Source organism: Paenibacillus sp. UMB7766-LJ446, from assembly GCF_030226665.1.
Lineage (GTDB): Bacteria > Bacillota > Bacilli > Paenibacillales > Paenibacillaceae > Paenibacillus > Paenibacillus vandeheii.
In genome coordinates, this window is sequence record NZ_JASOYM010000023.1 from 25,791 (window position 1) to 52,739 (window position 26,949).

Consider the following 26,949-nt stretch of genomic DNA (forward strand, 5'->3'; position numbering starts at 1 on the left):
CCGCCCGGTCAAAGGATGCGGTCTGCCCCATAAAGCCCACCTTGTAAGCCGCCGCCTTTATTTAAAGCGACTGCCAGAGAACCGTGTTACCAGCACGGTTCTCCTGAAACAAGTATAACACCTCGTTCAAATGGAATAAATGCCTTTTGTGGCGTTGATTTCAAATAAGGATTTGGCTGAAATAGGTTTTGCATACACGGCCCTAATAAAAGAGGCTGTCTGCGATCCGAGCAGATAGCCTCTTTTTGATACGTAAATGTAAACGTACACGTTTACGTAATTATTTATGTGCTTCATTAAAGTAAAGCCTCAATGCTTCATTGATGATCCTTGTTTTCTCCCCTCTGCCATTTTCCGCACTCTGACTATCTATCTTCTTTTTTAAATCATTCTCGATCCAAACGGTATCTCTTGTATGCGTTTCTTCAAATTTCTTCTTTTTAGGCTTGGGCTTCGGCTTGTCTTCGTGTGAAGTATCAATAAGTTCAGGATGAACGCTGCTGGCTGACGTGCTTCTTATTTTGTTTTTCAACTCATCCATCTTACTACTAGACACGTTTAATCAGCTCCTTAACGAATTCTCTGTACAGTTTTAAACCTTGATTCAACTCAGGATTATCTTTAAACCCATTAATAGACAAGCGGCCTATAGCAGCTGTACGGGTCATTATAGTTTCAAAGCATAATTCCCCGTATTCTTCCTCAATCAGCTCGATCAAAGCCTTATTATCGGTTCTCCTTGAATCTATGAGAGAACGCAGTATTCCTGCAATCTTCATATCCTTATTGACCAGTTCCTGCACATGAATGCATGTTTCTAAAAAGCGGCCAATTGCTGAATAGCAAAATTTACTTGCTTCAAACATAGCAACAACTGCATCAGAAGCAGCTAGTGCATTAATCGTCTGATCACCAAGAGCTGGCGGAGTATCAATGATAATATAGTCATATTCGCTTTGTACGTTCTCAAGAGTCTCCTTTAGCACTAGCGAACGGTTGCCTTTATAAGACTCATATAACCACGATGGAAAACGCGCCAAATGATCCTCTGCCGTGAGCAAGTCTAGCCCCTCAGATACCTTATGTACATACTTACGTGCGTCTTTTTCCTTTAGGGCTTCAAAAACAGTTTTCTCATGAAAGTTATAAATGTCTTGTTGAGTCAGTAATTCAGTCAAATTCCCTTGTGAATCCAGATCAACCGCAAGAACCTTTTTTTCATATTCCTGACTAAGAATATAAGCTACAATTCCGGAAGTAGTTGTCTTGCTCGAACCACCTTTTTGTATGCCAAATGAGATAACCTTTGCCATATCATGCCCTCCCTATACCTTTAATATTGTTGTTATTATAACATACATTTACGTATACGTAAACATAAACGTAAACATGAACTGATCAGCTTAACCCTCACGCTAAAATGTTGTTGTGCCGCAGGTGCGGCAACAGGTGTATTCTGTGGTCATTCCTCCACTTCCTATTATGAATATTTCATATAGTGAAAAATCATAAATAGTAAGTTATACGCAGCATTCGTACTTCTACCATACTCCTATTAAAACCTGTGGAAAAGTCGCCTCCACCCCAAAAGATATCCACACCCCGTTTAGAAAAGGTAGCCGAGCTACGCTCGCCTTAAGGATTAAAATCATCCTCCCCACGCCCACCCCTACATTTGCGGCTCTAAATTTTGTGTTGACAGTCACTTGAATTTGTGGCAGGCGGAGGAGAAGCAGGAGAGAGAGAGCCGCAGCCCCCCCAAAATGGGGGGAGCTGCGGCAATCGGGCTGATGTCAGGCGTATGGAGCCAGCCATCGGTCGTTTCGCTTGTCGGGGGGTGGGACGCGTCCAGGTCGTGCTTTACCGCGTATAGTCGAACTAACTCCCCCCGGCAGCCTGCGCCATAGGCGCACACGGACGGGACATTGGTCGATGGAGTCACATCGCCAATCTGGAAGGGGTGGACACGCGAAATTAGGGCAGTGCCTGCCGCCAAATGGCAGCAGGATGCCCGAATCCCCTTCGGCGGGTTTAATCATCTCCGTCCATGTTAGTCATCCGACGTCGCGTGACCTAAACCATTGAACGGCTTTGGCTTTTTTCACGGATGCACGGTTGGGAGAGACGCGGACGACATACCGCGTATAGTTATAGTCGTTTTGGGGTGGCATTCTGCTTAGTTCTCAAAAAAGGCAATAAGAAACTAAGCCCTCGCATGTCCATTTTTAAAAAAAGTGGATGCGAACGCCTGATATTTGATTATGAAATTAGCCCTATGCTATGTATAGGAACGCAAAAAAACTCTCAATTTCCGCACGCACACCTAAAAAAGGCATCAGGAAAGAGAGAGTCCTTACTTTACTTTAAATTAAGGGCTATAGTATAATAGGCCCATATTATAGTAAAGGCTCATACTCTTGAAACGCTACAAAATGGCTTAGTTTGGCGACGGAGACATTTTGCAGTGTTGGTGTGTGGGCTTTTTGCTATTTTTAAGGTTCTTTTTGTAAAACTTTGAACCTATCAATATCATACGTTATAGGTTTAAATTTTGGCAAATTGCGACAGTATTCACTTTCCGTAGTTAAACGGATGTTTTGAGCGCCTTTTCCGTAGTCAAACGGATGTTTTGAGGTGGTTTTCCGTAGTTAAACGGATGTTTCGGGGAATTGGAACGATTTAGTAAGTAATTTCATGATTTTTGCTTTTTTTTTGTTCTTTTTCCGTAGTCAAATGGATGTTTCTTATCGTTTTCCGTAGTCAAATGGATGTTTTAAGTATCAAAAAAGACCCCTATAAGGGGTCAGGGAAAAACTCTAATTGTTCCGGTATCAACTCTCTCGATTGAGATAATGTATTCAAGAAAACCGGGTTTTTTGTAACCGTCAAATAGCGATCGTGCAACCCTTGTTTCTTTCCTTTAAACTCGAAGCGTTCTATAAAGCCTACTGCTTGCAGTTCGATACATGCGCTCTTGATTCGCTCAACAATTTTATACACCTGCATGATCGGCTCGTTATCATCTAAAAAGTGAAAATGACCAGCCAGCGTTTGAAGTTCAAACGTAACTGTAGATTCTTCGGGATAAGATGACACTAACCAGTACAAACCCTGTGCCAGATATGATTTTAAGTCATTCATAAGGATGAGAGAGATATCAAACAAGTTGCCTACCCGGTTAGCTTCAACTAACCATTCAGGCAGCTTTATTTGGAACTTATATTGAAAGTGGTTGGTAGTTCCTACCTTTCGCCTGAATATAATTTGATCTATTAAGCGAGTAAAAGCGATCTCTTCATATTCTGAATCCTTTGAACGTTGATACTGTGTTAAGGTCACTTCTATTTTCATAAGCCGCATTAAGGCTTCCTGGATGCGCTTATAGTTTGCCGATCCATCCGTTAGCCCTAATTCATTCAATATATCAGCGTATTTTAGTTCAACATAGGGTTTCCCGTCTATGTTCTGCTTGAACCATAGAGACTGTATAGCGCCCATTACACGGGCTTCATAAGTAGTTAGTACCTCGCCCGTATTGTTCTTAATATGGACAGAACGCACACCGTGTACAGTCGTTGTGGGCTGATTCGGCACGTTCTTCGGATTAGCAGAAAACAAAGCGTGCTGCGCTATGTTCCTGTTAATGGGTACAACCTCACGCAAGTATTCCACTGATTTTACTTTTAACGCTCTTTCCAAAATTTCAACTGTTGCCTTTGCTCTGGCTGCATCGCTTTCATTATCATGCTGCTGAGTCTTCACAGTATCAATGTATTGGTTGGCAAACATGAATAATGACTTTGCTGGAACGATCTGAATAAGCCTTGTACTAAGCTCGTCCACTGTTTCCTGCTTAATGGTTGCTGCTTTTAAGGGATCACCGATTTTCCTTGTTCTCTTTAAAAATTCACTTGTTATATCATCAAGACACAATTCAATTTCATTAAATTCCTTCATAAAACCTCCCACCGTTCCTATGTGCCTGTAATTATTCTATATCAAGTAGAAGCAATCGCAAATGAATCCAATTCCCCGAACGGGTTCTTACGTATAGTCTACCATTTCTCAACTTGCCATTGGTATACATGGGAATCGCTTGTTTTTTCCTTTGAGTGTACATTGTACACACTCCTTTCAATGGCCACTTTTTTTAACGTAAAATCCGTACACAGAATTCCGGAAACGTTTAAGCCGGCCGCTGATATTTTGAGTACAAAAATTCACCTTCAGGCGAGATCCAGGTTTAAATTTTGTGTACAGAAAAACAATGAACTTCCCCCATCCAACCGGGAAGGGACCCGGTTGGATGGGGGCCGCTCTAGTTACTCAGAAGCTGCCTCGAACGTTACCCCTAAAATATGATCTGCGGCCTTCTGTGCCTGTCCTGCGGCCTGTACAACTAACTTCTTATCATCTTTAAGCTTGCGCAACCAACTGCCCACATAAGCCGCGCTGTTCTCTATGGTGCTGTTATCAATACCAGCTACACCGCAAAGCATTGCCGCCCCGATCTCCGCTACCAATTCCTCTTTGCTGTAACTCTCATCTCCAAAGGCTGCAAGCTCGGTAATTCCTGAACGATTTAAGCGGCTTTCATGGCCTGTACTGTGAACATGCTCGTGGAATAACGTGCTGTAGTATTCTTCTGGCTTGCTGTAATCGCAGATAGGCGGCACGCTCACAATATCGTCAGCTGGACGATAGAACGCACGCCCGGAAGCAAACCGGACGGGCGGAGCGTCTTTATACCCTTCACAAATCCGCTCTGCTGCTTCTATAGGATCATGGTCAAATGTTTCGTCGTTTCGCTTGCTCTGTAATCCTTCACATTGAGTATTGATTTCAAACACCGTGTAATAGCGGAGAAATGGGATTTTTTCAATTTCTCCCGTTTCGTCGTTTTCCTTCTCCAACCATGTCCAGAAAACAACGAATTGCCCCTTTTCGCCTTTTTTGACTTTGCCCCCGGCTTCGCTTACCTGTTTGAAAGTCGCATACTCTCCCGGCTCCAGAAGTAGCGTATTAACGCCCCGATACGGCTTCTGTGTCTTCCAATTGACAGCCGCACCCACTCGCCACGGGCGGCGCCAAGGCACAACCCCTTTTTCCAAAAGCTCTATCATACGATTTGTAACCATTTCATAGATTTTTTCGCTCATGTTAACCTCTCCCTTATGTGTTATAATGGAGGGGCGAAGGGGTCTCAAATCTTCGCCCCGGCTCGTTTGTTCTGCTAAACAAACGGGCCTTTTGATTGTCTTTGGATTGCTCGATCATATTCATTCAGCACTTTGTCCAACTTTTGCGATTTCTCCACAACTTCCATCGCTGTAAAACCCATCCGTTCTGCTAAATCAATGAGTTCTTTTCGCAACTTTTCAATCTGATTACGCAACATCTCAATGTTCATATCGCTATCACCTCCTTTCAAAATGACTTATTCGGACTTGACTTTTTTGGCCCTAACCCTTATTCGGAACCGTTTGCCTGTCTAGCCCTAGCGGCGATGAGCGGAATCCTTTAAGGTTTGTGAGCAGTTTCTTGCTTGCTGTCTTGCCTTACCGTATGAAGTTTTCAAAGAGCAAAATCATTCGTATACCGTAGCCGTCGCAGATTTAAGATCATATAGGTTCTCGCAGGGCAAGGCTGCCCGAAGGGACGACAAAAATTATTTTGAGTGTACTTCTCAAAAAAATTTTTTCGCCTTGCCCGGAGAGGTTCTATATGATCCCATGCGACTAGATGGCTACGGTATGTGAATGATCTCTTTGAAAAACGGAATATGGTAAGGCTGCACGCAGGTTACTGCGAACGGGCCTTGTCTTTACTTCTTCGATCTTGCCCACAAGGTTTTATCTTCGAAGGGTCTACCTGAATAGGTTTTGGAACGATGAAGGAATGGAGCGAAGCGGAATGGAGTCATGGTTCCCTTTGCTTCGTAGTACATGGGGTCCTACCAACAAAACGCGGAAAACATACGCTAAGCCAATTTCCGGATGAAAAAAAGCCGATTTCCTTACTTTAAGGAATATCGGCTTGATATTATAAAAGATGGTTATCCTGTACAACAAGATAATTTGGATACATCTTTATCAAACGTAAGGGCAGCCAGCTTTAGTTCTTCTGCCATTGTCAAATAGGGAGCAAGGGTTTCGCGAAGATCTTCTACTGTTAAACACCGCAAATTTCGCAGTCTCACGGTCTCATTCATTGGTTTGGGTTTCGTACTTCAAAAATTAAACAAGACGATTGGGTATTATTTAGGATTAGATGTCACAGCAAGACTCATTGGTAGGGCCAGATTCCTCGTAACGTTTTCCCAGAAGGCGACCTAATTCAAAGGCTTCCTTAACGGGGTACACCTTCCCATTTGGATGTTGGTTAAGCCAATTTTGGGCTGCACTTTCCGTGCTAAAAAAATGGACTTCGTTGCAGAATGACGACCGAACAGAGGACGTATCATCCGGTGTTACTATTGAGACAACAGCCGTCGTTGGTTCCAGGCTTAAAACACGATCCGGTTCCACTGTCAATCTTATAGGCTTTCCAGTACTGTAACAAGGCGATTCAATATGAACCATATGCCCTATAAGTTCCGGAAACATAAGGGTGTCAAGAGCACACCACGCATACAATTGTTTCTCATCAACTTCAAAGCGATGGGGCGTAGGGATTAAGGTGAGACCAAAACCGACAACACGACCCTGTTCATCGAGTTCCACACTGGATAAGGTCGAGAGAATGTCCTTAACCTCATCGAGGGGCTTCCCGGTTGTTGTTGCAATGTCCTCAACGGTAACTGGTTCACCTTTTGTTAGCATTTGTAACAACGGGCGAAAGAGCCACTTCATGGAGCCTCCTCCCTCTCCCTTGTTCTGGTCAAATAGGGTTACAAGTTCCTGAATTTCAGTTTTCATGACTTTTTCCTCCTTGGATTTTTTTGTCAGTTTTATTGTTTTTCGATGTTACTTACATGATTATATCTACATTCGATTGTAAAATTCTTAGGAAGATATACTTGATTGAATACGTCTTTCGGGGAATCCAGAAACGCTCCAACGTGTTGTCGTAACTTTTGTAGATCTTTAATATGCTCATCTATCATAGTCAGTTTCTCCTTTAACAAATGCTGAAGACGAGGTTCTACCTCCACAGGTTTTTTTTCGAAAATCACTACCAGATCCGTCATTTCCTCCAGCGATACGCCTAAAGATCGGAGTTGTTTGATACCATTGATACAAAATACATGCTCTTGGTTATAAACGCGGTAATTGCCTTCACTCCGCTTAATGGAAGGTAGGATAAGTCCCTTTTCTTCATACAATCGAATGGCTTTTCGACTGACTCCTGTTTGTTGGGCTAGTTGACCAATCGTAAATTGCTCCACTTTCCTCCCTCCTCGTTAACTGGTGGTACCATCAGCTGAACTAACTATAACTAGAGTATACAACCTTCACCTAAGGGGAAGGTCAAGAAGAAAAAGATCTTTTCCCAATGAAATTGATAAGTACAGGGGTACCACCAACATTTTGACATAAAACCCACGCTAAGACATTTTTTGGAATAAAAAAGACAATTATCTCTATGTTAAGAGAAGAATCGTCTTTTATAAAAGCTTTCTTTAACTGAAGACGTACATTAAGGCTTCCTAAAAAGGTGATTAACCTGCACAACAAGATAATTTTGATACATCTTTATCAAACGTAAGAGCAGCTAGCTTCAATCCTTCTGCCATTGTTAAATATGGAGCCATGGTTTCTCGGAGATCCTCCACGGTTAAACCGAATTTGACAGCCAGTGTCGCTGCATAAATTACGTCTCCTGCATTTTCTGCTACCACATGAGCCCCTAACACTTTCAGTGTCTTCTCGTCCGCCACCAGTTTAAACACGCCTGTTGTTTCCCGATTAACCAGTGCTCTTGGAACGGCATCTAACGGCAAGACGGATGTTTTCACTTCATATCCTTTCTCTTTTGCCTGTTGCTCCGTTAAACCAACCGTTGCAATTGCTGGAGCTGTAAATGTAACCCCCGGAACCACTTCTAAATTCAGCTTTTTGTTCAGTCCACCGATAGCATTTCCTGCCGCAACTCCACCTTGATAAGCTGCTACATATACAAATTGAGGACCAAGCGTGACATCTCCTGCTGCATAGATGCGTGAATTCGTTGTTTTTGAATACTCATCGATTACGATTTCACCACGGGGGCCTACTTCAACGCCTGCATCCTGTAAATTCAAGGTTGCCGTGTTTGGTGTTCTTCCTGTGGCAACCAGTAATTGATCTGCCTCAATGATTCGCTTCTTGCCATTTACCTCTACATGGACCTTTTTAATGTCTCCATCTTGTTCGATTCGTTCAAAAGATGCTCCCGTCACTAAGTTGACCCCTTGTTCTGTCAAGGCTTGCGTGATTGCTTCTGAAACCTCAGGATCGTATTCCTTTAACAAACGCGGGCTTCTTTGCATCAATGTGACTTCTGAGCCTAGATTATGGAAGAGTTGTCCCAATTCCATCCCGATATAGCCAGAACCGATGACCGTAAGACGCTTAGGCACCTTCTTTAATTCAAGCAGAGTTGTGCTTGTTAAATAATCGACTTCATCCAGTCCAGGAATGTTTGGCACTGCTGGTGAAGCACCTGTCGCGATTAAGAATCGTTTGGCTGACAACTGCATGCCATTGACTTCAACGGTTTTTTCATCTACGAATTTCGCTTCGCCTTTGATTAATTCAAAGCCGTAGTCATCAATCAAATCCACATATTTTGAGTTTCGAAGATCCGTCACCAGTTCATTTTTCTGCTTGATCAATGGTGCCAAATCAACGTCGCCAGCTGACGTGTGCAATCCGATGAATGGATTATTTTTTGCCAGATGATTGATTTCGCCAGCCCGCAGCAATGTCTTCGAAGGAACGCAGCCAATATTCACACATGTTCCACCAACCGTTCCACGTTCGATGATCGCCACTTTCGCTCCGTATTTCACAGCTTCAATGGCAGACGAAAAAGCAGCACCGCCAGAACCGATGATAATGTAATCATAATCGCCTTCATCGCCTAACTGCACCATTTCTTGCGGTTGTAATTCTTCTACCTCTCCTGGCTGGTATTTGGCTTCAGCAATCGCCTTTTTCGCTGTTTCCACCTCCACGTCATTCGTTAGCTCAAATACAGCTTCTCCGCGACGAAAATCCACTTCAATCCCTTTTGCACCCATGTTTTCAAGAGCAACAGCTACATGCTCTTCACAACCCGTACAAGTCATTCCTTGAACGTTTACTCGATATTTTTTCATGTTAAATCTCTCCTTTTACTCGACTCCAAGCCCGAAATTCGAAACTGCCGTCTTAATTGCCTGTAAATCCGTTTTCTTATCATCAAAGGAAACCGTTACTTCGCCCTTGCTTCCACTGACTTTAATGGCTGTTTTGCTAACGCCATCTACCTGTTCCAGGACGCTTTCTACAACAGACGGTGGACAACAATCCATCCCCAAAACCGTGAATGTCCCTGTTTTAGTTGTTTCAATGGTAGTTTTTACTTCCTGCTTAGCATCTATAGTATTTTGTGCTTCTTTTTCGTTGCTACACGCACTAACCACTAACAGAAGGGATAATAGCATCATAATCCTAATTATTTGTACGCTCATATAAAGCACCTCATCTTTTATAGTCCACCTTCAACTAGAAATAAAAAAAGAAACATGCAGAAAACGAAAAACGTCGTGATCCATAAGCCGATGATAGAACTCTTCCTTTTGCCTTTTCTCCCGTAAACCATGTAAAAGGAGTATGCAAGAAGGATGATGGTAACGATGCTGAACAATAACCGATACTTTAGTGAATAGAAGGCTAATGCTCCTGCAAATCCAGTTAGTCCAAGAGGAATGAAAATCAGTGGACCTAGGCAGCATGCAGCCATAACAAAAGCTGAAAATACAGTAGCTACTTGCGACACTTTTTCCTTCATGATTTAAACCTCTCCATACTGCAACAATCATGCGTTTTTGTTTCCTTTTTTGTTTCATTCTTTGTTTCTGGGTCAAGTTTTCTCCAGCCCTTGAAAAGAGCAAAGACAAATAACAGACCCATCACGATGAAAATAACATCTTTAAAGTCCGTGAAGTATGAACCCAGTGCCGTTCCTGCAACCAACGGAAGCAGTAAAAACAGATGACACGGGCATGTGATTAGTGCGACAAGAAACCAGCCTGAACTTTTTATTGTGTTTTTCATCCTGTTTCACCTCTTATTTCTTCATCAATGTTTCAATAATGGGGCATTCGTAAATATCTTTGTTTTCAGGACATCTTTCTTTAAGATCCATCAGCATTTGTTCAATTCTTTTGAGATCTTGAATTTTATGCTGGATGTCTTCTATCTTAAGAACGGTGAAATCATACATATCACGGCACTTTGCTTCATCGCGATCGACGACCCCTAGCAATTTGTCAATTTCATTTAAGCTAAATCCTAATTCCTGCATCCGTTTTATGAAATTCAACCGATCGACCGTTTGTTGTGAATACATTCGGTATCCTTTTTCGGTACGATCAGGCTCTGGAATTAAGCCTAAACGCTCATAATATCTAATGGTCTCTTTGTTAACGTTACACTTCTCTGCGATTTCTCCGACTCGAAAATGCAATTTACTTCACCTCACATATAATATAAACCATGTACCATAGTACATGGTCAATATATTTTACTCCCTTCAATTAAATGATTCCAATACCGAAAACGACCGTTTTTGGTTAAAAACAGAGAACTTCTCTAAAACCTCAAAAACTACTTAAAATACATAACCAAAAATATAACCAAAATCTAAATACCAATATATCTATTACAAATCCCTTTTTGGTATAGTTAGGATATTAAAAAAGGGGGGATTCTTGTTGAAATTTGGATATGCACGTGTCAGTACACAAGATCAGTCATTATCGTTACAACTCGATGCATTGACTCACTACGGAGTGGACCAGACTTTTGAAGAAAAGGAATCAGGCAAGAGAAAAAACCGTCCGCAGCTTGACGAGCTTCTTAAAGTTTTGCGTAAAGGTGACACGGTAGTTGTCTATAAATTAGACCGTATCAGTCGTAGTACCAAACATTTAATTGAGCTTATGGAACATTTTGAAGCAAAGGGTATTCATTTTGTCTCCATACAAGACAAGATTGACACAACAACTGCTATGGGACGATTCTTTTTTAGAATGTTGGCCAGCATAGCAGAATTAGAACGAGATATTATTAGTGAACGAACGAAAGATGGATTGACGGCTGCTAGAGCTAGAGGAAGAAACGGAGGCAGACCGAAGGTTGATTTAAAGAAAATAGAACTTGCTATAAAAATGTACGAAAGCAAAGATTACTCTTTATCTCAAATTAAGACGGCAACAGGGATTGGAGCGACAACCTTATATCGTTATCTAGAAAAGAAAAAGATATCTAGCAAGGAGTTGTAGCATGAGAGGGAAAGAATTACTAACAGAAGATCAAAGAACGGAATTTGTACGAATTCCAGCTGATATGAGCGAAAGTGAACTAGAAACTTATTATACTTTTTCACAATATGACCTTGAAATTATAAAACGACACAGAAGAGATCATAATCGATTAGGCTTTGCTGTTCAATTATGTGTTCTACGCTATCCCGGATGGTCCCTTTCAGATGTTGGACCTATTCCAGATTACATAATCGAATACATAGCTAGACAAATAAATGTTAATCCTAATTCATTTTCTTTATATGCCCAACGAGAGCCAACTAAACATGAGCATATGGAAGAAATCCGTCAAGTTTATGGTTATGAAAATTTTTCCCTAGGGAACTATCGTAAGGTAGCTCAGTTTCTGTTGAATCATGCCCTTCAAAATGGAAATTCAATGTATCTTCTTCGTACAGCGCAAGAAGAACTACGAAATCAGAAAATTATTCTCCCTGGCATGACTACTATAGAAAGGCTTGTTTGGGAAACTCGTCAACGAGCAGAGGAAAGAATTTTTAAATCATTAACTTGTACTCTTTCAAAATGGCAAAAACAAAAGTTAGATAAACTTATAGATCCCTTTGTAGACAATAGAAAAACCCCCTTAGCATGGCTTAGAGAACTTCCCGGCCAATCTTCACCTGAAGCCTTTTTAAAAGTAATAAAGCGCTTAGAATATATACGAGATTTAAAATTAGAGATAAATTCAGAGCAAATCCATCCCAATCGGTTACTTCAATTATCTCGTATTGGAGCAAGGTATGAACCACACTCATTTCGAAGGTTTAAAGAAAAAAAGAAATATGCAATTCTTGTTTCCTATCTAGTAACACTAAGCCAAGATCTAATTGATCAAGCAATTGAAATTCATGATCGACAAATGATGATCTTGCAATCAAAAGGACGTAAAACACAAGAGGAAATGCAAAAAGAAAATGGAAAAGCAGTGAATGAAAAAGTCGTGCATTTTGCAGATATTGGTGCAGCACTTATCCAAGCACGAAATGAAGGGCTTGATCCATTTAATGCTATTGAAATGATTATGCCGTGGGATAAAATTGTTTCTTCCGTCGAAGAAGCCCAAAAATTAGCCCGTCCGATGGATTACGATTATCTAGATTTGTTAGAAAATCGGTATTCTTATCTAAGAAAATATACTCCTACTTTTCTTAAATCTCTTGAATTTCGTTCTACACAAGGTACAGAGCCATTATTGCAAGCTCTAAAAACGCTAAATGAAATAAATGAATCTGGTAAAAGAAAAATTCCAAATGATGCGCTAGAAAACACAGTAATCGTATTCATGTAATGGGTGAACGCCTAGATACATCGGCCTTTTTTTCCATTAGTGACGTTGTTGTAGGAACAGGTCGAGTAGCTCTTGAAGCGATGTCCTGCAAGCGGCCTGTAATTGCAATCGGTGCAAAGGGGATTTTTGGAATTGTGAAGCCAGATAATTTCAAGCTTGCTTGGAGGTATTACTTCGGAGATCACAGAGCCAAGGAAACTCTTGAAATAAGCAAGATCGAAAATCTGATTCTTACTGCATTAAGGTCTAAGAAAAGTTCAAAAAATTGGGGAGAAGCAGGACGTGAATTCGTTAAGAAGCAATTTAATATCTCTGGCATCGTCGATAAGCTGCTTAGCTTATATCAGTCCTTCATCTAGAAGATTTGGAGGGAAGACAATGTTCAATAAATTGATGATTGTAGCCCATCCTGATGATGAAATAATCTTTGGAGGAGCTCAACTTATCAAGGGAAAAGGGTGGAAAGTTATTTGTGTAACTAATGGAAAACACAAAGTGCGGGCAAGAGAGTTTAAAAAAGCAATGAAAGACGTAGGAGCCGAGTATGAAATGTGGAGTTATAAAGATAAATGGGAAGGAGATTTTAACCGAAAGGCTTTGAAAAAAGATATCGCACAGGTACTGCAAGCCAATCCTCAGATCACGATGATTGTGACCCACAATAAAAAAGGGGAGTATGGCCATACTCAACACAGAGCATTGCATCAGGTTGTCAGAGAGCTGGCTCAGGAGAAGATGTATATTTTTAAACGCTCTAAATATAAATTGCCTGAAGATCTGATCAAGCAAAAATACAAAATTTTAAAACGATACAGAAGTCAGGACATTGAATGGCTAAAGAAATATACGGATTACGAAAGTATTCGGAAATTAAGTTAGTGTATAATAATCGAATGTGCGGCAATGTTGTTTGTTACAGCGAATAGAATGGACAGTCCCTAAAGTAGTTATACTACCGGAACAGCCCATTCTTCGCTTCAAATGTCCAATTTGCTAAATGGAGACATTTGAGAGTGAATTATATTCTTCTCTACGGGTACCTTCATCTGGAATAGTTACGGTTGTATAAGGTATAAAGTCATCTGTATAGGTAACTAATTTACAATTTCTCATATATTCCTCAGTGTCCCGTTTCTGTGTATGTGACTGAATGTTCTCTCTTCGAATACATACGTAATTTTTCTTAGACACATAATATACGGTATAGCCAGCTCTGCGGCATTTTTTTGCCCATTTGGCATCTGATCCTCCGATCGTATCCTCAGGAAATTTCACCTGTTTCCATACCCTTTTACGAAAAAATAATGTCCCGCCTTTAACCCTTTTGCCAGGCACATTCTCTTGTCCGGGTCGGTATTCCATAAGCGCTTTTTTCGCCTCAAAATAAATATACGCTGTGTGTTTACCAACAATCGGTGCCTTTTGTGTTCTTAGTGCAATGATGGATTCTTTTAAATAATGAGCACCATAATAATCATCATCATCAAATTTGGCAATAAACGAACCTTTTGCCCGGGCAATGGCCCAGTTAAGACATTTCCCCAGTGTAAATTTCTCAGGAAGCTTATAGACTCTAACATTTTCGTACTCTTTTGCCTTCTTTCGCCACTTTTTAAGATTCATACTATCCTTATTAAGGATGACGATCATTTCTTTGTTATGCCATTCCTGTCGTTCATAGTTCGCAAAAATGTTATCCATATATTCAGGTCTCATGGTACACGCTATGATTGAAGCCACAGATTTCAACTCCTTTTCAGAATCATATTTTTTCTGGTGTTCCACACCGACTGACGGATAATTTTATATTCCTTATTCGTGATGACTTTTTTATACAACTTAAGAAAATTGTCAGCCATGACTTTATCCGAAAAATGCCTTTTTACATAGGATCGGCAAACTCTTGCGGTGGGGAAATTGTTACGGTATTTCACTTTGCGAACCATATCATCCGTAGAGTTACATAATAATTGTGGTAAGCCTTTTAGCACTTCTGGAACGGCCCCTGCTTTGAATCCGAGTACTGGTGTACCACAAGCCAAAGATTCGATAAGCACAAGTCCGAAGGGTTCGTTCCATGTAGAGGTAAATAACACACAGCTCGCTCTTGAAATCAAATTAATTTTCTTTGCTCCACCGACAGGACCGATAAATCGTATCTTTTCATTTAGATGCGGTTTGACTTCGCTATCGAAATACTCTTGATATGCAGGCTTGTTAATTGTGCCAGCAATAATTAATTCTTTCCCCGTTTTTTGTGCAACTTCAATCGCTAAATGAACTCCTTTTTCTTTCATGATTCTACCCAAAAATAAAAGATAGCCCTTTTTCTTGGTTCGAAAAGTATAGTCACTAAGACGAATCCCGTTATGCACGAAATAACCTTTCTTGTTCTTATCACGAATTTTCTTGCTTACAAATACGGGGATTTGTGATCCTTTTGCCTTTTTGGAATGGGAGTTGTGGAGCGTAGGAATGGGCGGATTTGTTTTCGCAACAATGCCATAGTGATCATGGATAATATCTACATTTGAAGGAATGCGCTTAATGATGAAATCCAACTGCTGATCCGGGTCATCAGTAGGATATTCGTACGTCCTTGTGGCGTTGGTTTTCGAACCTTTCTTAGCAAATAAAATGACCTCATGACCTCGACGAACCAACTCTTCTGTCAGGTAGTGAATATCGCGCTGAGTGCCGCCATAATCTTCTGGGGGAACGGGAAGTGTATTCGTAGATATTTGAACTATTTTCATACCATTTCAGTCTCCTTTGGTTAGCATGAAGCCAACGGCTCTTTTGCCGTCATCTTATGCGAATGACCTGTGGAATGAATGGGCGTCAGAAAATTTTCACAAGCGTCAACGAACCATTTCATAAGAATTAGAAAACTTAGTTTTCTGAGAAACGTTCAAGGCTGTTAGAGCCTATCTATAAAATCTATCAGATGTTCGTCCAATCCAAATATATTTGTTTTTCATAGAGTATACAGAAGTGAAAATTAGAAGGGAGGAAACGACTTGAAAGGACTAATTCTTTGTGCTGGGAAAGGTTCCCGTATGTATCCATTCACTTTCTCTTATCCAAAATCATTGATTCCTGTAGCCAATACTCCCTTGTTGCACTCCTGTATAGATAAATTGGTCGAACAAGAGGTTTCTGAGATCGGAATAGTAATCCAAAAATCCCAAGAATCACTCATTAGAAGTAGCTTAGAGAATGTCACTAGGTGGAGTACGAATATTACGTTTATTTATCAAAAAGATCCAAAAGGAATTGCAGATGCCATATTGCAAGCAGAGCATTTTATTGGTCAGGACTCATTCATTTTACTCTTGGGGGATAACTTAATTTCCATTTCACTCTCTCAACTTAAGAAGCAAATAGAAGAACATGGGAATCATGCTGCGCTGCTTCTATCGGAAGTGGATAGCCCTCAAGATTATGGCATTGCAGAGGTGGAAGACCACCGGATTGTAAAGCTTGTAGAGAAGCCGAAAGCTCCCAAATCAAATCTTGCGGTATTAGGAGCATACGGTTTTACCTCCTCTATTTTCGAAGCTGCCAAAAAGATAGAGCCTTCGGCGAGAGGAGAATATGAAATTACAGATGCGATCCAATGGCTGATTCAACAGGGCTACTCGGTATCTTACCATCAAGCTGAAATAGCAAATATTGACGTAGGAACTTTACAGAGATGGCTTGATGCCAATCAGAAAATGCTTCGGGAGATGCCGGTTGAAAATGATATTCATCCTTCGGTGACTCTAAAAAACTGCAAGATTATTGCCCCAGTCTCTATAGAAGCAGGCTGTATTTTAGAAGATAGTGTGGTTGGTCCTTACGTTTCTATTGGTGCAGATTCCACTATTAAAAGCTGCTACGTCAGAGACAGCATCCTATTAAGTAATGTTCATATCAAGCAACTAACACACGCTGTTGTTAATACGGTAGTGGGGATCGGTTCTACCTTGGCTGGCTTGGAAGCGAGAAGGAAGGGTGACGAAGAATGAAAATACTCGTGATTGGGACAGGCTATGTGGGTACGACGACTGCCTTGGTATTTGCCGAGATGGGCTGGAAAGTAGTAGGACTTGATACAGATGCACACAAGGTCGATCAATTAATGAAAGGTGAACTTTATTTCTATGAGCCGGGTCTCAAGGAACTACTGGTAAAACACCTTAAATCCGGTCAGATTATGTTTACTACAAATCAAGCAAAAGCTATTCAGGAGAATGATGTAATATTTATATGTGTCGGGACTCCAGCGCTTACTGATGGCAGTGCGGATTTAACTTATGTGAAGCAGGTTTCACAAGATATTGGTCGTTATATGAACGGTTATAAACTCATCGTTAACAAAAGTACCGTACCCGTAGGGACGCAGGAAAAAGTGACTCAATGGATATTGCGGTCACAGGCAGCATCTTATCCTTATGATGTTGCATCCAATCCTGAATTTTTAAGGGAAGGCAAGGCAATGGAGGATTCTCTAAATCCAGACCGGGTTGTCATTGGCGCGACGAGTACTAAAGCGACCAAAATGCTTCAGACCCTCTACGCTTCAGTTCAATGTCCCATTGTGGTAACAACACCGCGGACCGCAGAGCTCATTAAATATGCATCGAATGCTTTTCTAGCCACAAAAATTTCTTATATTAATGAACTTTCCAGATTAAGTGACAAACTTGAGGTAGATATAAAAGAGGTTGCTTTTGGGATGGGACTTGATCAAAGGATTGGCAGCAGCTTCCTGCAAGCAGGAATTGGTTATGGTGGATCATGTTTTCCAAAGGACGTTGCAGCTTTACTCCGTATAGCAAAGGATAATAATACGGAACTACAGGTACTGAAGAATGTCGTTGAGGTTAATGAAACACAATATTTGTATATGGTTGAGAAAGCTAGAAGAAGGTTAGGAGATTTCGCAGGCAAAAAAATAGTGGTTCTTGGCCTGGCATTCAAGCCCGATACGGATGACATACGGGAAGCTCCTGCGATCCGGCTCATTGAGGAATTGACTGTGGGACAAGCACATATTAAATTGTTTGACCCGGTCGCCAAACTTCCCTCATATTTGAAGAATTCAAATATTCAATCCATGATTACCCCTGAGGAAGGCTTTAAAGATGCAGATGCTGTTTTTATATGTACGGAGTGGAAGATGTATCATGACCTAAACTGGAGTATGCTCAATAAACAGATGAAGCAGCCCAACATCTTCGATGGCCGAAACATGTTGAATGCCGACTTCATGAAATCGCTGGGCTACTATTATCAAGGTATAGGCTACAACTAATATAGGTTGATGATTCTTGTAATACTCCTCAACCTAAAGGTGTCTTACTAAAAAGATGTTTGGATTCAATGGCTGATATAGTTCCAAAATATGCTGCCGGTGCGAGCTCATAAATTAAATCTGAATAAGTTATACTTCTCATAAAAATCCCCTGGTCCTTGATACTAAAGAACCAGGGGATTTTACATCCGGAATTGAAGAGAAAGACTACATCTCCAATGAACTGCACTTAAATAAAACTGGCTCTAGGGCCGCGGCAGTGAATACGAGTGAACCAGTGACAAATGCTGTCGTCGCCAATTCTAGTGATTCCACTTCTTCCTGTAATCAAGTTGTCTTGAAAACTCATTTACTTCGACACGCCTTCGCTACGCATGCTGCTCAAACGGAAAAGATTCCGATCGATATTGTGAAAACACTGTTACATCAAAAAGATTTATCTGTCACTGAGTATTATTCCGTACCCACACATCGACAAAATTTAGATACTGGAGACTCTCTGCGTGATAGTTGGCTTCTTTCATTGATATCCAGAAGGGTGGATTGTCAACAGTAAATTAGACAGCTTTTTTAAGGGCTTCTTGGCGATACTGAACAGGTGTCAGGTATCCCAACGTTCCATGAATCCGATGTTTGTTAAACCAGTTAACGTAATCGTATAATTCCAATTCCAGATGGCGAAGGCTCTGGAAGCTCATCTGGTGGATGAACTCAGTTTTCATGAATTTGTAGGTCGCTTCGGCCACGGCATTGTCATACGGACAGCCTTTCATGCCGATTATATTATCTTTTTTGATTGGCTGATTGCTTTACCACAGTTCAAAAAAGAATAGAAATTGAATTATCCACGCTAGAAACATTAACGATACGTGAAACAGAAAGCTTTTTGTCTTTTTTGGAGTATCAACTTGGGAATAATAAGCTAACAATCAACCGTAAGCTTTCTTCTCTTAAGTCCTCATTTGATTACTTACAGAATAAAGCCGAAACAATTGATTTAAAGAAAAAGAAAGTCAGGAAACGATCGCGAATCGTATGGAAGGAAAAATACTGAGAGAAAATGATTTTGAAGCTTTTAGAGTGTTTGTAGCATACGATTATGGCGAATTAAACAAAACAAACAAACGTATCATGCATTTCCATCAGTTTAATCGTGAACGAGATACGGCAATAATTTCATTAATCTTAGGAGAGGACTTAGATTATCAGAAGTTTCCGGAATCAATCTTGAGGATTTAGATCTGACGAAATCGTCTGTAAGAGTAACTCGAAAAGGGGGAAAAGAGCATTTAGCAGCCAAACATCCCTAGATATTGAGAATTACCTGCAGGTAAGGGAAACAAGATATACCCCAGAAAAAAATGAAAAATATTTGTTTATTGCAGCACCTGTAGGACGCAAAGGTAAAAATAGACGTTTAACACAACGTTCTATTGAAAAACTTATTGAGAAATATGCAACAGCCTTTGGAAAGCCGGCTTTGACGGTTCATTCTTTGAGGCATTCATTTGCCACACGTTATCATATTGAGAATATTGATGTCCCAAAATTAAAAAATCAATTAGGACATTCTTCAATACAAACTACAATGATTTATACGCACTTAACAGATGATCAAATGAAAAACGCTGTAAACAACATGGATAAATAATTTGGAGGGAGTGACACAAAGTTGCCTACCAAGTTACAAATTTGCTCCGTTAATTAAAGACAAAGGGCATAAATGCATGAAAGTAGGGTACTTTGTGTCATTTTGGTAGGGAACTTTGTGTCAATGTACAACGCTAAGTTCTTGCCCTTTAACGGAACAAGTTCTTGTCCTCCGACAAAAGGGGATCTTATAAAAAACAGAACGAAAATTGTCGAGGGACAAAAACATGTTCCCATTGACGATTAGATGTCTATCTAATCGGTTGGTTCATTAAGCTAACGGGCAGCACATTTCGAATGGAAAAGAATTATTCGGAAAAATTTCTGATGGAGAACTAGCCATAATTTCTTTGTTGCAAAACGCCGGAGCTTGAAGTATCTAGAGGAATTGCAACGCTGATTCATATTTTCGATCCTCCTGCAGTGATCGTTGGTGGCGGTATTATGGAGCAAGAATGGCTTGTACGTAGGATAGGCAATTGTACCCAAAAACTTCTACTGGATAGTTTTAAACATACGCAGATCATTCCAGCTAAGCCTGGGCAATAAAGCAGGGCTGATTGGAGCAACCTCTCTGTTTCATCGCAATATATAATGAAGGCCCCTTGATGATTGAGTAGCTAACGGATATCTATTCTTATAAGATAAATGTAAATTACCCTGTATGCGGATTGATCCGCATACAGGGTAATTAATTCTAGAAACAGCTAAACGTGCTGATTTGCTGCAGATCAATGCCGCTGTATAGCCAGAAGAAGCCATTCCAGCGGAAGCCAGCCACCGAATTTCTGCCGACAAATACCGGGAACATCCAGAAGCCGGGACCACGATTCGGCCAAATATATGTGTAGCGAAACAGACAGCCGGATATGGCTCTTGGATCTACCGCAAATAACGAAGCGGGTTGCTGTGGAATGAATGATGGTGGCGGCCCGGTAGGTGCCTGCATGCCTTGTGGTCCGCCGCCTCCACCCCCGGGGAACGATGGAGGACCAGGCATTCCACTGGCTCCTCCGGGACCCCCAGGTCCGCCAAACCCTCCGCCAGGTCCAAAAGGAGGTAAAAAATGTCATATAACATCACTCCTGTTCATTAGTGTATTGTATGTAGGCAATTGAGCAGGGGAATGGGTGTGAGCCCATAGAAGGCCGCTAATTTGGTCAAAATCCTGTCAAGTAGACAGTACAAAAAAGACACGATCAAGCTGCGACCGTTTATCCTTGGGCGCGCGGAGTAATGAAAGTGGCGCATATTAATTTTGAATGGGAGTGTTGTATTCATTTGTCGGATTACAATGAAGAGCCCTCGAAGCTTTCCAGAAGGATTCCTTCAAGGGGAACACAGGTTGTGAAACCACATAAATAGGGGTTCCTGAATTTGTGGATCCTCTAAAAATCTCACAACGCACTGAAGAAGGAATAGAAGACAAATTGGCTACCGAAATGCGATAGGCGCCATTGAATTGGGTGCGGATAAATTCCAACAAGGGCTAAAAGGGAATTGAACGGAAACGGTTCCTTTAAACTGAACACGAGGGTTTGTCTCAGCACCGGCAGTCATTAGACCTATCTGTCCGAATAACTGAGGCCTGCAAATGAATAGAATGGGCACCAAAATAGAGTTAGCCAAACTAGCATTTTGTGATGTTCGAGCATCCAAAAAAAAGTATTCATGATATGCTCACTTCCTCATGAATAGATATAGCATAGGATAATATATGTAATACCGGACGCAATGCATGGATGAAGTGGCTATGAAACTCAAAAAAGGCAATTGTCAGGTAGCGATTAGGTTAGCCATTATATTATTTTATATTTACAACGAAACAGCGTATTTTGGGATGTCTCCAAGGAATATATGACCTCGCATCCTGGAAGCGATTACATCCTTGTTGGTACTTTAGAGCGAACTGATGTTGACTCGAGTCGTCCTGTGGTCAGGGCAACAATGTAACCGTTATTATCAAAAAATCTTCCATTCGTTAATAATGCTCAGGGTAACTTCAAAGGATTTTGCAAAAACGGCTTCCTTCCAGGCCTCACCTATTCTTGTTAAATGGAGGTGATTTTTCATGCTCAGTCAGAGAATTGTATTTCATTCGAAATACTATAAAACGCCTGTTTTGTCTTCTTGGGTGTATTCCAGTAACGATATGAATTAACACCCCATACTATAAGGAGTGAGATTCATAACCTTATTGGAGGGGAAATTCATGAAGAAGCCAACTCTTCGATTGCTTATGATCATAGATAAATTGGAAGTGGGAGGAACAGAGACATATGTGTCCGCTGTTGTCGAAGAGATGGGAAAAAGAGGGGTCTCCATTTATGTAGCAGGTAATCGGGGGAGTTTGTTGTCCAAGTTCAGGGCGCTTGGTTGTCCAATATTTACGAAAATAAACGACCGGCAAAGATTGGAGCAATGGATTATCAAGCATAAGATCAACGTCATTAATGCTCACCATGAATCTACCGGAATAATCGGTAGCGCCCTCAGCAGAAAGCTGAGAATCCCTTTTGTCTACACCATACATGGGACATACTATCCTCGGGCACTGATCACGAAAATAATGAAGAGGTGTTATAGTCGTCACGCGGTTATTAGCGTTAGCTGGCCGGTTAAAAAGTGGCTGGAAGAGAAAAATATCCAATCTGTATTAATTCCAAATGGAATTAATACGCAGCATTTTAGATACAACAGAAACCAGCAGTTGCTCACACAATTAAACATTGCCAGTAAGTCGAAAGTGCTATTGTATGTCAGCCGAATAGAGGATGAAAAAGCAGAGATATGTAAAAGTTTTTTAAGAGCTGCACAGCGCTGTATGGATTCCTCCCCAAACATGCATGTCGTAGTGGTTGGTGGTGGACCAGGGTTGAATAGTGTCAAGAAACTAGCAGCCCGGTAGATTTTATTCCTAAACGTTGGAAGAAGCATGTTTATGGTGATGATGGAATAATTAACCGACACTATTATGAGATGGCTGCACTAACAGAGTTGAAAAATCATATTCGTTCAGGCGACATATCCGTAGTCGGTAGTAGACTTCATAAAGATTTTGAAGAGTATCTTGTTCCTAAAGAAGATTGGAAAACAACTCGTCTTACGGAAACTAAACTAGCCGTTCGTTCATCGGCAGATGAATATCTTGAGGAAAGAAGAAAGTCACTAGCTCAACGCCTTACATGGGTTTCAAATAATCTTGATTCTCTAGAAGGAGTAAATATCGAAAAGGCTAAGATCCGATTGGACCGTTTGGAGAAGAATACACCCGAAGAAGCGAGAGCTTTTAGCCTGTCTTTATATAATATGTTGCCAAGAATAAAGCTCACTGATCTTTTAATGGAGGTAGCACACTGGACAGGATTTGACGAAATGTTGATACATGCCTCAACCAATCGCCCACCAAAGGGAGAGGAAAAAGTAGTTCTCATGGCTGCTCTCATGGCGATGGGAACTAACATAGGACTTACTAAAATGGCAGAAGCGACACCAGGAGTTACCTATCATCAAATGGCTAATGCAGCGCAATGGCGTTTATTCGATGATGCTATAAGTCGTGCACAAGCGACATTAGTGAATTTTCAACATAAGCTTAAACTAGCTTCCTATTGGGGAGATGGAAGTACCTCTTCCTCTGATGGAATGCGCGTACAGGTTGGTGTTTCATCGTTACATGCCGATTCCAATCCACACTATGGGTCTGGAAAAGGAGCAACCATTTATCGATTTACTAGTGATCAATTTTCAAGTTTTTATACGAAAGTCATTAATACCAATGCTCGTGATGCTGTACACGTTATTGATGGATTACTTCATCATGAGACAGATTTAAACATTGAAGAGCATTTTACAGACACAGCTGGCTACGCCGACTCAGTATTTGGATTGAGTCATTTACTAGGATTTCGTTTTGCACCAAGGCTACGTGATTTAGCTGACTCTAAGCTATTCACGATCCAAACGCCAAATGAATTCCCAAAATTAGAAAATATACTCCGTGGTCGTATTAATACAAAAATTATTCAAGAGAATTTCGATGACGTATTACGTGTAGCTCATTCTATTCGAGAAGGAAAAGTGTCCGGTTCACTTATGATGGGGAAATTAGGGTCGTATGCGAGACAAAATAAACTTGCAACTACTTTGCGAGAAATGGGGAGAATCGAAAAGACCATTTTTATTTTGGATTACATATCTAACGAAACACTACGCCGTCGAATTCAACGAGGACTAAATAAAGGAGAAGCGATGAATGGGTTAGCGAGAGCCTTATTCTTTGGAAAACGAGGTGAGTTGCGGGAACGAGGAATACAAGACCAGCTACAACGTGCAAGTGCTTTAAACATTCTAATTAATGCCATTAGTGTATGGAATACCGTTTATCTTACAGAAGCAACAAAACTATTGAAGGAAAAAGGGAATTTGAGAGAAGACTTACTTAAACATATTTCTCCATTAGGATGGGAACACATTAATTTTCTTGGTGAATACAACTTTGATGCAAGAAAAGTAACAAGTTTACATTCCCTACACCCTCTTCTTCAATAATATTAAAGGCCGATGATTCCTTAGCGTAGGAATCATCGGCCTTTTTACCTCGGAATTTCTCTTGGCGTATGTTTTCCGCGTTTTGTTGGTAGGACCCCTACATGATGGGGTTTGTGGAGTGGAGTGAAACGGAACGGAGCAATCCCCATGATGTATGAGCATTGCCCCAGAGTCTTTAGCTTCCCTGCTAGGCCCGTTAAGAATCCCAATGGAACCCGGATGCTTTTTCCGGGGTCGCTTGGGATTTAGGGCCGATGAACCGGGGGATTAAACACCTGTTTTCTTCACTTGTTTAGGTTTGATGTGTACGTATTTTTCTCCTGGTACTTTCTGCAGCAGATAAAATGTACACAGAAACTATCACGGCCGCGGATCTGAAGCCGATAATATGTGTACAGGACTGAATCTCTCACATAATGGGTATAATATTACTAGAAGGGAGCGTGAAGATATGGCAACAGTATTTACTATAGCCATTTTGTCTTTTGTAGCGTGGCTTCATGCGGTAATCCTGCGGATCAGCACGAGCAAAGAGGAATATAACAAATACGTTTTCATATCCGCAATACTTATGTATCTATCCTGCAACTATATCCAAGCACAAACTTTTCAACATAAGACTATATTCAACTTAGCATTTATCGCTTATTCTTTAGTATCAATTCCAATCCATATATGGCTCCTATCAGCATGGACGAAATCGAAACGGAAACCTACACATTAAATTGTGATGAAACAGAAAACCTTTTGCCGCACCTGCGGCACAACTACTATAGAGACGCACAATATAAGCAAACGTAAACGTAAACATATACGTGTACATTGTTGATTCCATTACAAAAGGCCACCTGCATATGCAAGTGGCCTTTGTTTTACCCGTTAACGCCGTGATTAAATGGTGTTATTGTTGGATTGGAAGGCGGTGAAGAAACCGGAATCACAATACTAAGAAATGTCATCAGCATAAATGTAGCTACTAATGCTTTTTTCATGATGCACCTCCTGTAAGATATTTTGGTACTTTATTTGTTGCTCTGTGGTAGCTAGGTTACGGACGTTTTCAAACATCCCTATAGTTGTAATAAATTCCCTGTATAAGTCCATTGTAACCGCTATTTGCATATAATCAAGGATATAATTAATTGCGATATCGTACCGTCGCTGATTCAAATTGTATGCTGCAAGTTGATTCAGCAATTTTACGTAATATACACGATTTCCAAGGTCTTCAAGCTCAGAAAAAGTGTCTGTCTAATGACACAAACATCACCTTAAAGCCCAAATTCGGATGGATTTTTGACACAAACATCTCCTTACAAAGTTCTGAATGGAAATACTCTCAGTGACACAAACATCTCCTTTTATGCCGCTTGTGACACAAACATGCCATGATCCAATTTAGGTTAATTCCAAAGGGTTTGATGTCACGATTTTTCGCATTTTCTCTATATTCACTTTTGTATAAATCGTGGCTGTTTTGGGGTCCGCGTGGCCCAATAGATCAGCAATTGCCAACAAATCAGCTCCCTCACCGTCGTTATATAGAACGGTTGCACAAGTATGGCGCAGCTTATGAGGCGTTACTTTATAATTATTTGCTCGAACACCGGCATCTTTTGCAATTTCCTCGATGATTAATCCCACAGCTCTTCTTGTTAGCCGCTGCCCTCGTTTTTCCGAAATAAACAACGCTGGTTCATCAATTCTATTGCGTTTTTGTAGGATCATTTGCCGAACTGGCTTATAATTCTCCAGGGCCCGAATTATTTTCGGTGTCAACACGAGTTTTCTTTCCTTGTTCCCTTTACCAATGACTGCGAGCGATCCATCATCTTCATTGAAATGCTTGAGATCGATACTTACGAGTTCAGAAACCCGTAGTCCGAGCAATAAAAACAGCGTAGTGATTAATGAGTCTCTTTCTTTAAATTTGCGCTTCGCGGCGTATTGTTCAAATGTCATGGCATCCTGTAGAGAAAGGCTTTTAGGAAGCCGTTCACCGAGTTTCGGGTTCTCTATATACTGGGAAACATCATATCGAAGGTATTGTTGTTTAACAGCCCATTTAAAAAACTGTCTTATTGAGGAAATGATGCGTGCTCTCGTCGTGGCTGCAAAAACGGTGCCCAATTTTGGATGCCTTTTATTCGTATTCGTTGTGGAAAGTTTACCTCGAAGAATTTTTATCTATCAGCACTGATCGGACCTCGTTCCAACTCGATAATTGTACTTATACAACCTCCACGGTATATATACTAATGGTGGGGTACAGTCCCCTCCTTGTATTTAGAGCAAATAGGCTGCCTGACTTACTTTTTCTGGTAGCCTATTTGTCTCGTCCTGGTGATCATTCATGGATCGCAATTTGCCATCTAACCTCTCTTGCACGAGTACTCCCGAGTAATTCTTTTTATCCTGCCAAACTTGCCCTACGATCGATTGTAATGCCGAGTGTTCAGGGAATTCTTCTGCGGGGGTTACTGAGACCAGCTTAACTTGGAGGTTCCTCGAACTCTAGCCTTGGAAACCGACTTCTGATCTACGAAAGAGCCGATCCACCACGCGCTATTATTTGCCATGAACATCCTCCTCGATTTTCAGCTGACGTATAATTGGCGAATTGTTAACGAATCAGCAATGGTT

22 protein-coding genes and 5 pseudogenes are annotated in these 26,949 nt (G+C 40.9%); 10 read left to right on the forward strand and 17 right to left on the reverse strand.

What is annotated here, in order from left to right:
• Positions 1-280: 280 nt before the first annotated feature.
• The 12 genes from QP794_RS32035 to merR1 form a co-directional block, all read right to left on the reverse strand.
• Entirely contained in the window at positions 281-556 is a 276-nt protein-coding gene (locus tag QP794_RS32035) for a hypothetical protein (protein WP_047914431.1), read from the reverse strand.
• Entirely contained in the window at positions 549-1,313 is a 765-nt protein-coding gene (locus tag QP794_RS32040) for a ParA family protein (RefSeq protein ID WP_047914430.1), read from the reverse strand. Before QP794_RS32040 ends, QP794_RS32035 begins: the two co-directional genes overlap by 8 nt.
• A gap of 1,480 nt (positions 1,314-2,793) precedes the next feature.
• On the reverse strand, positions 2,794-3,957 hold the full coding sequence (locus QP794_RS32045; protein WP_047914429.1) for a replication initiator protein A: 1,164 nt from the start codon (positions 3,955-3,957) through the stop codon (positions 2,794-2,796).
• Between the two features lie 365 nt (positions 3,958-4,322).
• Positions 4,323-5,159 (reverse strand): ArdC family protein, encoded by an 837-nt coding sequence (locus QP794_RS32050; RefSeq protein WP_047914428.1) that lies wholly within the window; start codon positions 5,157-5,159, stop codon positions 4,323-4,325.
• A gap of 74 nt (positions 5,160-5,233) precedes the next feature.
• Positions 5,234-5,410, reverse strand: coding sequence for an aspartyl-phosphate phosphatase Spo0E family protein (locus QP794_RS32055; RefSeq protein ID WP_081872843.1), 177 nt, complete (start codon positions 5,408-5,410; stop codon positions 5,234-5,236).
• A gap of 856 nt (positions 5,411-6,266) precedes the next feature.
• Positions 6,267-6,917: an organomercurial lyase MerB gene (gene merB / locus QP794_RS32060; protein ID WP_047914400.1), complete on the reverse strand. Its 651-nt coding sequence runs from the start codon at positions 6,915-6,917 to the stop codon at positions 6,267-6,269.
• A 32-nt stretch (positions 6,918-6,949) separates the two neighbouring features.
• On the reverse strand, positions 6,950-7,387 hold the full coding sequence (locus QP794_RS32065; RefSeq protein ID WP_103110951.1) for a MerR family transcriptional regulator: 438 nt from the start codon (positions 7,385-7,387) through the stop codon (positions 6,950-6,952).
• 273 nt (positions 7,388-7,660) lie between these two features.
• Positions 7,661-9,301 (reverse strand): mercury(II) reductase, encoded by a 1,641-nt coding sequence (gene merA, locus QP794_RS32070; protein WP_031642482.1) that lies wholly within the window; start codon positions 9,299-9,301, stop codon positions 7,661-7,663.
• Between the two features lie 15 nt (positions 9,302-9,316).
• Positions 9,317-9,655 carry a mercury resistance system substrate-binding protein MerP gene (gene merP, locus QP794_RS32075; protein WP_031642481.1) on the reverse strand — a complete coding sequence of 113 codons (339 nt, stop codon included), beginning with the start codon at positions 9,653-9,655 and terminating at the stop codon, positions 9,317-9,319.
• Positions 9,656-9,672: 17 nt separating this feature from the next.
• Entirely contained in the window at positions 9,673-9,975 is a 303-nt protein-coding gene (gene merT / locus QP794_RS32080) for a mercuric transport protein MerT (RefSeq protein WP_047914438.1), read from the reverse strand.
• Positions 9,972-10,241, reverse strand: a complete 270-nt coding sequence (locus QP794_RS32085) for a hypothetical protein (RefSeq protein WP_047914437.1) — start codon at positions 10,239-10,241, stop codon at positions 9,972-9,974. The genes merT and QP794_RS32085 overlap by 4 nt, the downstream gene beginning before the upstream one ends.
• A 13-nt stretch (positions 10,242-10,254) precedes the next feature.
• Positions 10,255-10,653 carry a mercury resistance transcriptional regulator MerR1 gene (gene merR1 / locus QP794_RS32090; RefSeq protein ID WP_047914436.1) on the reverse strand — a complete coding sequence of 133 codons (399 nt, stop codon included), beginning with the start codon at positions 10,651-10,653 and terminating at the stop codon, positions 10,255-10,257.
• Positions 10,654-10,900: 247 nt separating this feature from the next.
• Here merR1 and QP794_RS32095 point away from each other — a divergent pair, with 247 nt between their 5' ends.
• The 4 genes and pseudogenes from QP794_RS32095 to QP794_RS32110 all read left to right on the forward strand — a co-directional run bounded on the left by QP794_RS32095 (position 10,901) and on the right by QP794_RS32110 (position 13,682).
• The gene (locus tag QP794_RS32095) at positions 10,901-11,470 is read left to right on the forward strand and encodes a recombinase family protein (protein WP_047914435.1); all 570 of its coding nucleotides are present in this window, start codon (positions 10,901-10,903) and stop codon (positions 11,468-11,470) included.
• 1 nt (position 11,471) lies between these two features.
• Positions 11,472-12,773 (forward strand): annotated as a pseudogene (locus tag QP794_RS32100) (DUF4158 domain-containing protein); the annotation flags it as partial.
• 29 nt (positions 12,774-12,802) lie between these two features.
• On the forward strand, positions 12,803-13,162 hold the full coding sequence (locus QP794_RS32105) for a glycosyltransferase (RefSeq protein ID WP_274360070.1): 360 nt from the start codon (positions 12,803-12,805) through the stop codon (positions 13,160-13,162).
• Positions 13,163-13,181: 19 nt separating this feature from the next.
• Complete coding sequence (locus QP794_RS32110; protein WP_274360072.1) at positions 13,182-13,682, forward strand: PIG-L family deacetylase; 501 nt, start codon at positions 13,182-13,184, stop codon at positions 13,680-13,682.
• Between the two features lie 114 nt (positions 13,683-13,796).
• Here QP794_RS32110 and QP794_RS32115 read toward each other — a convergent pair whose 3' ends face one another.
• Positions 13,797-14,588, reverse strand: coding sequence for a glycosyltransferase family 2 protein (locus QP794_RS32115; RefSeq protein ID WP_350338909.1), 792 nt, complete (start codon positions 14,586-14,588; stop codon positions 13,797-13,799).
• Positions 14,549-15,559, reverse strand: coding sequence for a glycosyltransferase family 4 protein (locus QP794_RS32120; protein WP_163753989.1), 1,011 nt, complete (start codon positions 15,557-15,559; stop codon positions 14,549-14,551). The genes QP794_RS32115 and QP794_RS32120 overlap by 40 nt, the downstream gene beginning before the upstream one ends.
• Before the next feature lie 264 nt (positions 15,560-15,823).
• Here QP794_RS32120 and QP794_RS32125 point away from each other — a divergent pair, with 264 nt between their 5' ends.
• Positions 15,824-16,816, forward strand: coding sequence for a sugar phosphate nucleotidyltransferase (locus QP794_RS32125; RefSeq protein ID WP_274360075.1), 993 nt, complete (start codon positions 15,824-15,826; stop codon positions 16,814-16,816).
• The gene (locus QP794_RS32130; RefSeq protein WP_274360077.1) at positions 16,813-18,105 is read left to right on the forward strand and encodes a UDP-glucose dehydrogenase family protein; all 1,293 of its coding nucleotides are present in this window, start codon (positions 16,813-16,815) and stop codon (positions 18,103-18,105) included. The genes QP794_RS32125 and QP794_RS32130 overlap by 4 nt, the downstream gene beginning before the upstream one ends.
• A gap of 557 nt (positions 18,106-18,662) precedes the next feature.
• On the opposite strand, the pseudogene QP794_RS32135 reads toward QP794_RS32130, so the two are convergent.
• A pseudogene (locus QP794_RS32135) lies at positions 18,663-18,875 on the reverse strand (IS3 family transposase); the annotation flags it as partial.
• Between QP794_RS32135 and QP794_RS33415 the strand changes: the two are divergent.
• Both QP794_RS33415 and QP794_RS33275 read left to right on the forward strand, forming a co-directional pair.
• Positions 18,855-19,756 (forward strand): annotated as a pseudogene (locus QP794_RS33415) (tyrosine-type recombinase/integrase). The pseudogenes QP794_RS32135 and QP794_RS33415 sit on opposite strands and share 21 nt — an antisense overlap.
• Before the next feature lie 383 nt (positions 19,757-20,139).
• A pseudogene (locus QP794_RS33275) lies at positions 20,140-20,304 on the forward strand (ROK family protein); the annotation flags it as partial.
• A 148-nt stretch (positions 20,305-20,452) separates the two neighbouring features.
• Here the strand turns inward: QP794_RS33275 and QP794_RS32150 are convergent.
• On the reverse strand, positions 20,453-20,755 hold the full coding sequence (locus QP794_RS32150; protein WP_274360078.1) for a collagen-like protein: 303 nt from the start codon (positions 20,753-20,755) through the stop codon (positions 20,453-20,455).
• 1,239 nt (positions 20,756-21,994) lie between these two features.
• On the opposite strand from QP794_RS32150, the gene QP794_RS32160 reads away from it, so the two are divergent.
• Together QP794_RS32160 and QP794_RS32165 are read left to right on the forward strand one after the other, a co-directional pair.
• Positions 21,995-22,663 (forward strand): glycosyltransferase, encoded by a 669-nt coding sequence (locus QP794_RS32160; RefSeq protein ID WP_268811932.1) that lies wholly within the window; start codon positions 21,995-21,997, stop codon positions 22,661-22,663.
• Positions 22,654-24,306, forward strand: a pseudogene (locus tag QP794_RS32165) (Tn3 family transposase); the annotation flags it as partial. The gene QP794_RS32160 and the pseudogene QP794_RS32165, both read left to right, overlap by 10 nt.
• Before the next feature lie 1,398 nt (positions 24,307-25,704).
• Here QP794_RS32165 and QP794_RS32170 read toward each other — a convergent pair.
• On the reverse strand, positions 25,705-26,436 hold the full coding sequence (locus tag QP794_RS32170) for a tyrosine-type recombinase/integrase (protein WP_052512302.1): 732 nt from the start codon (positions 26,434-26,436) through the stop codon (positions 25,705-25,707).
• Positions 26,437-26,949 lie beyond the last annotated feature (513 nt).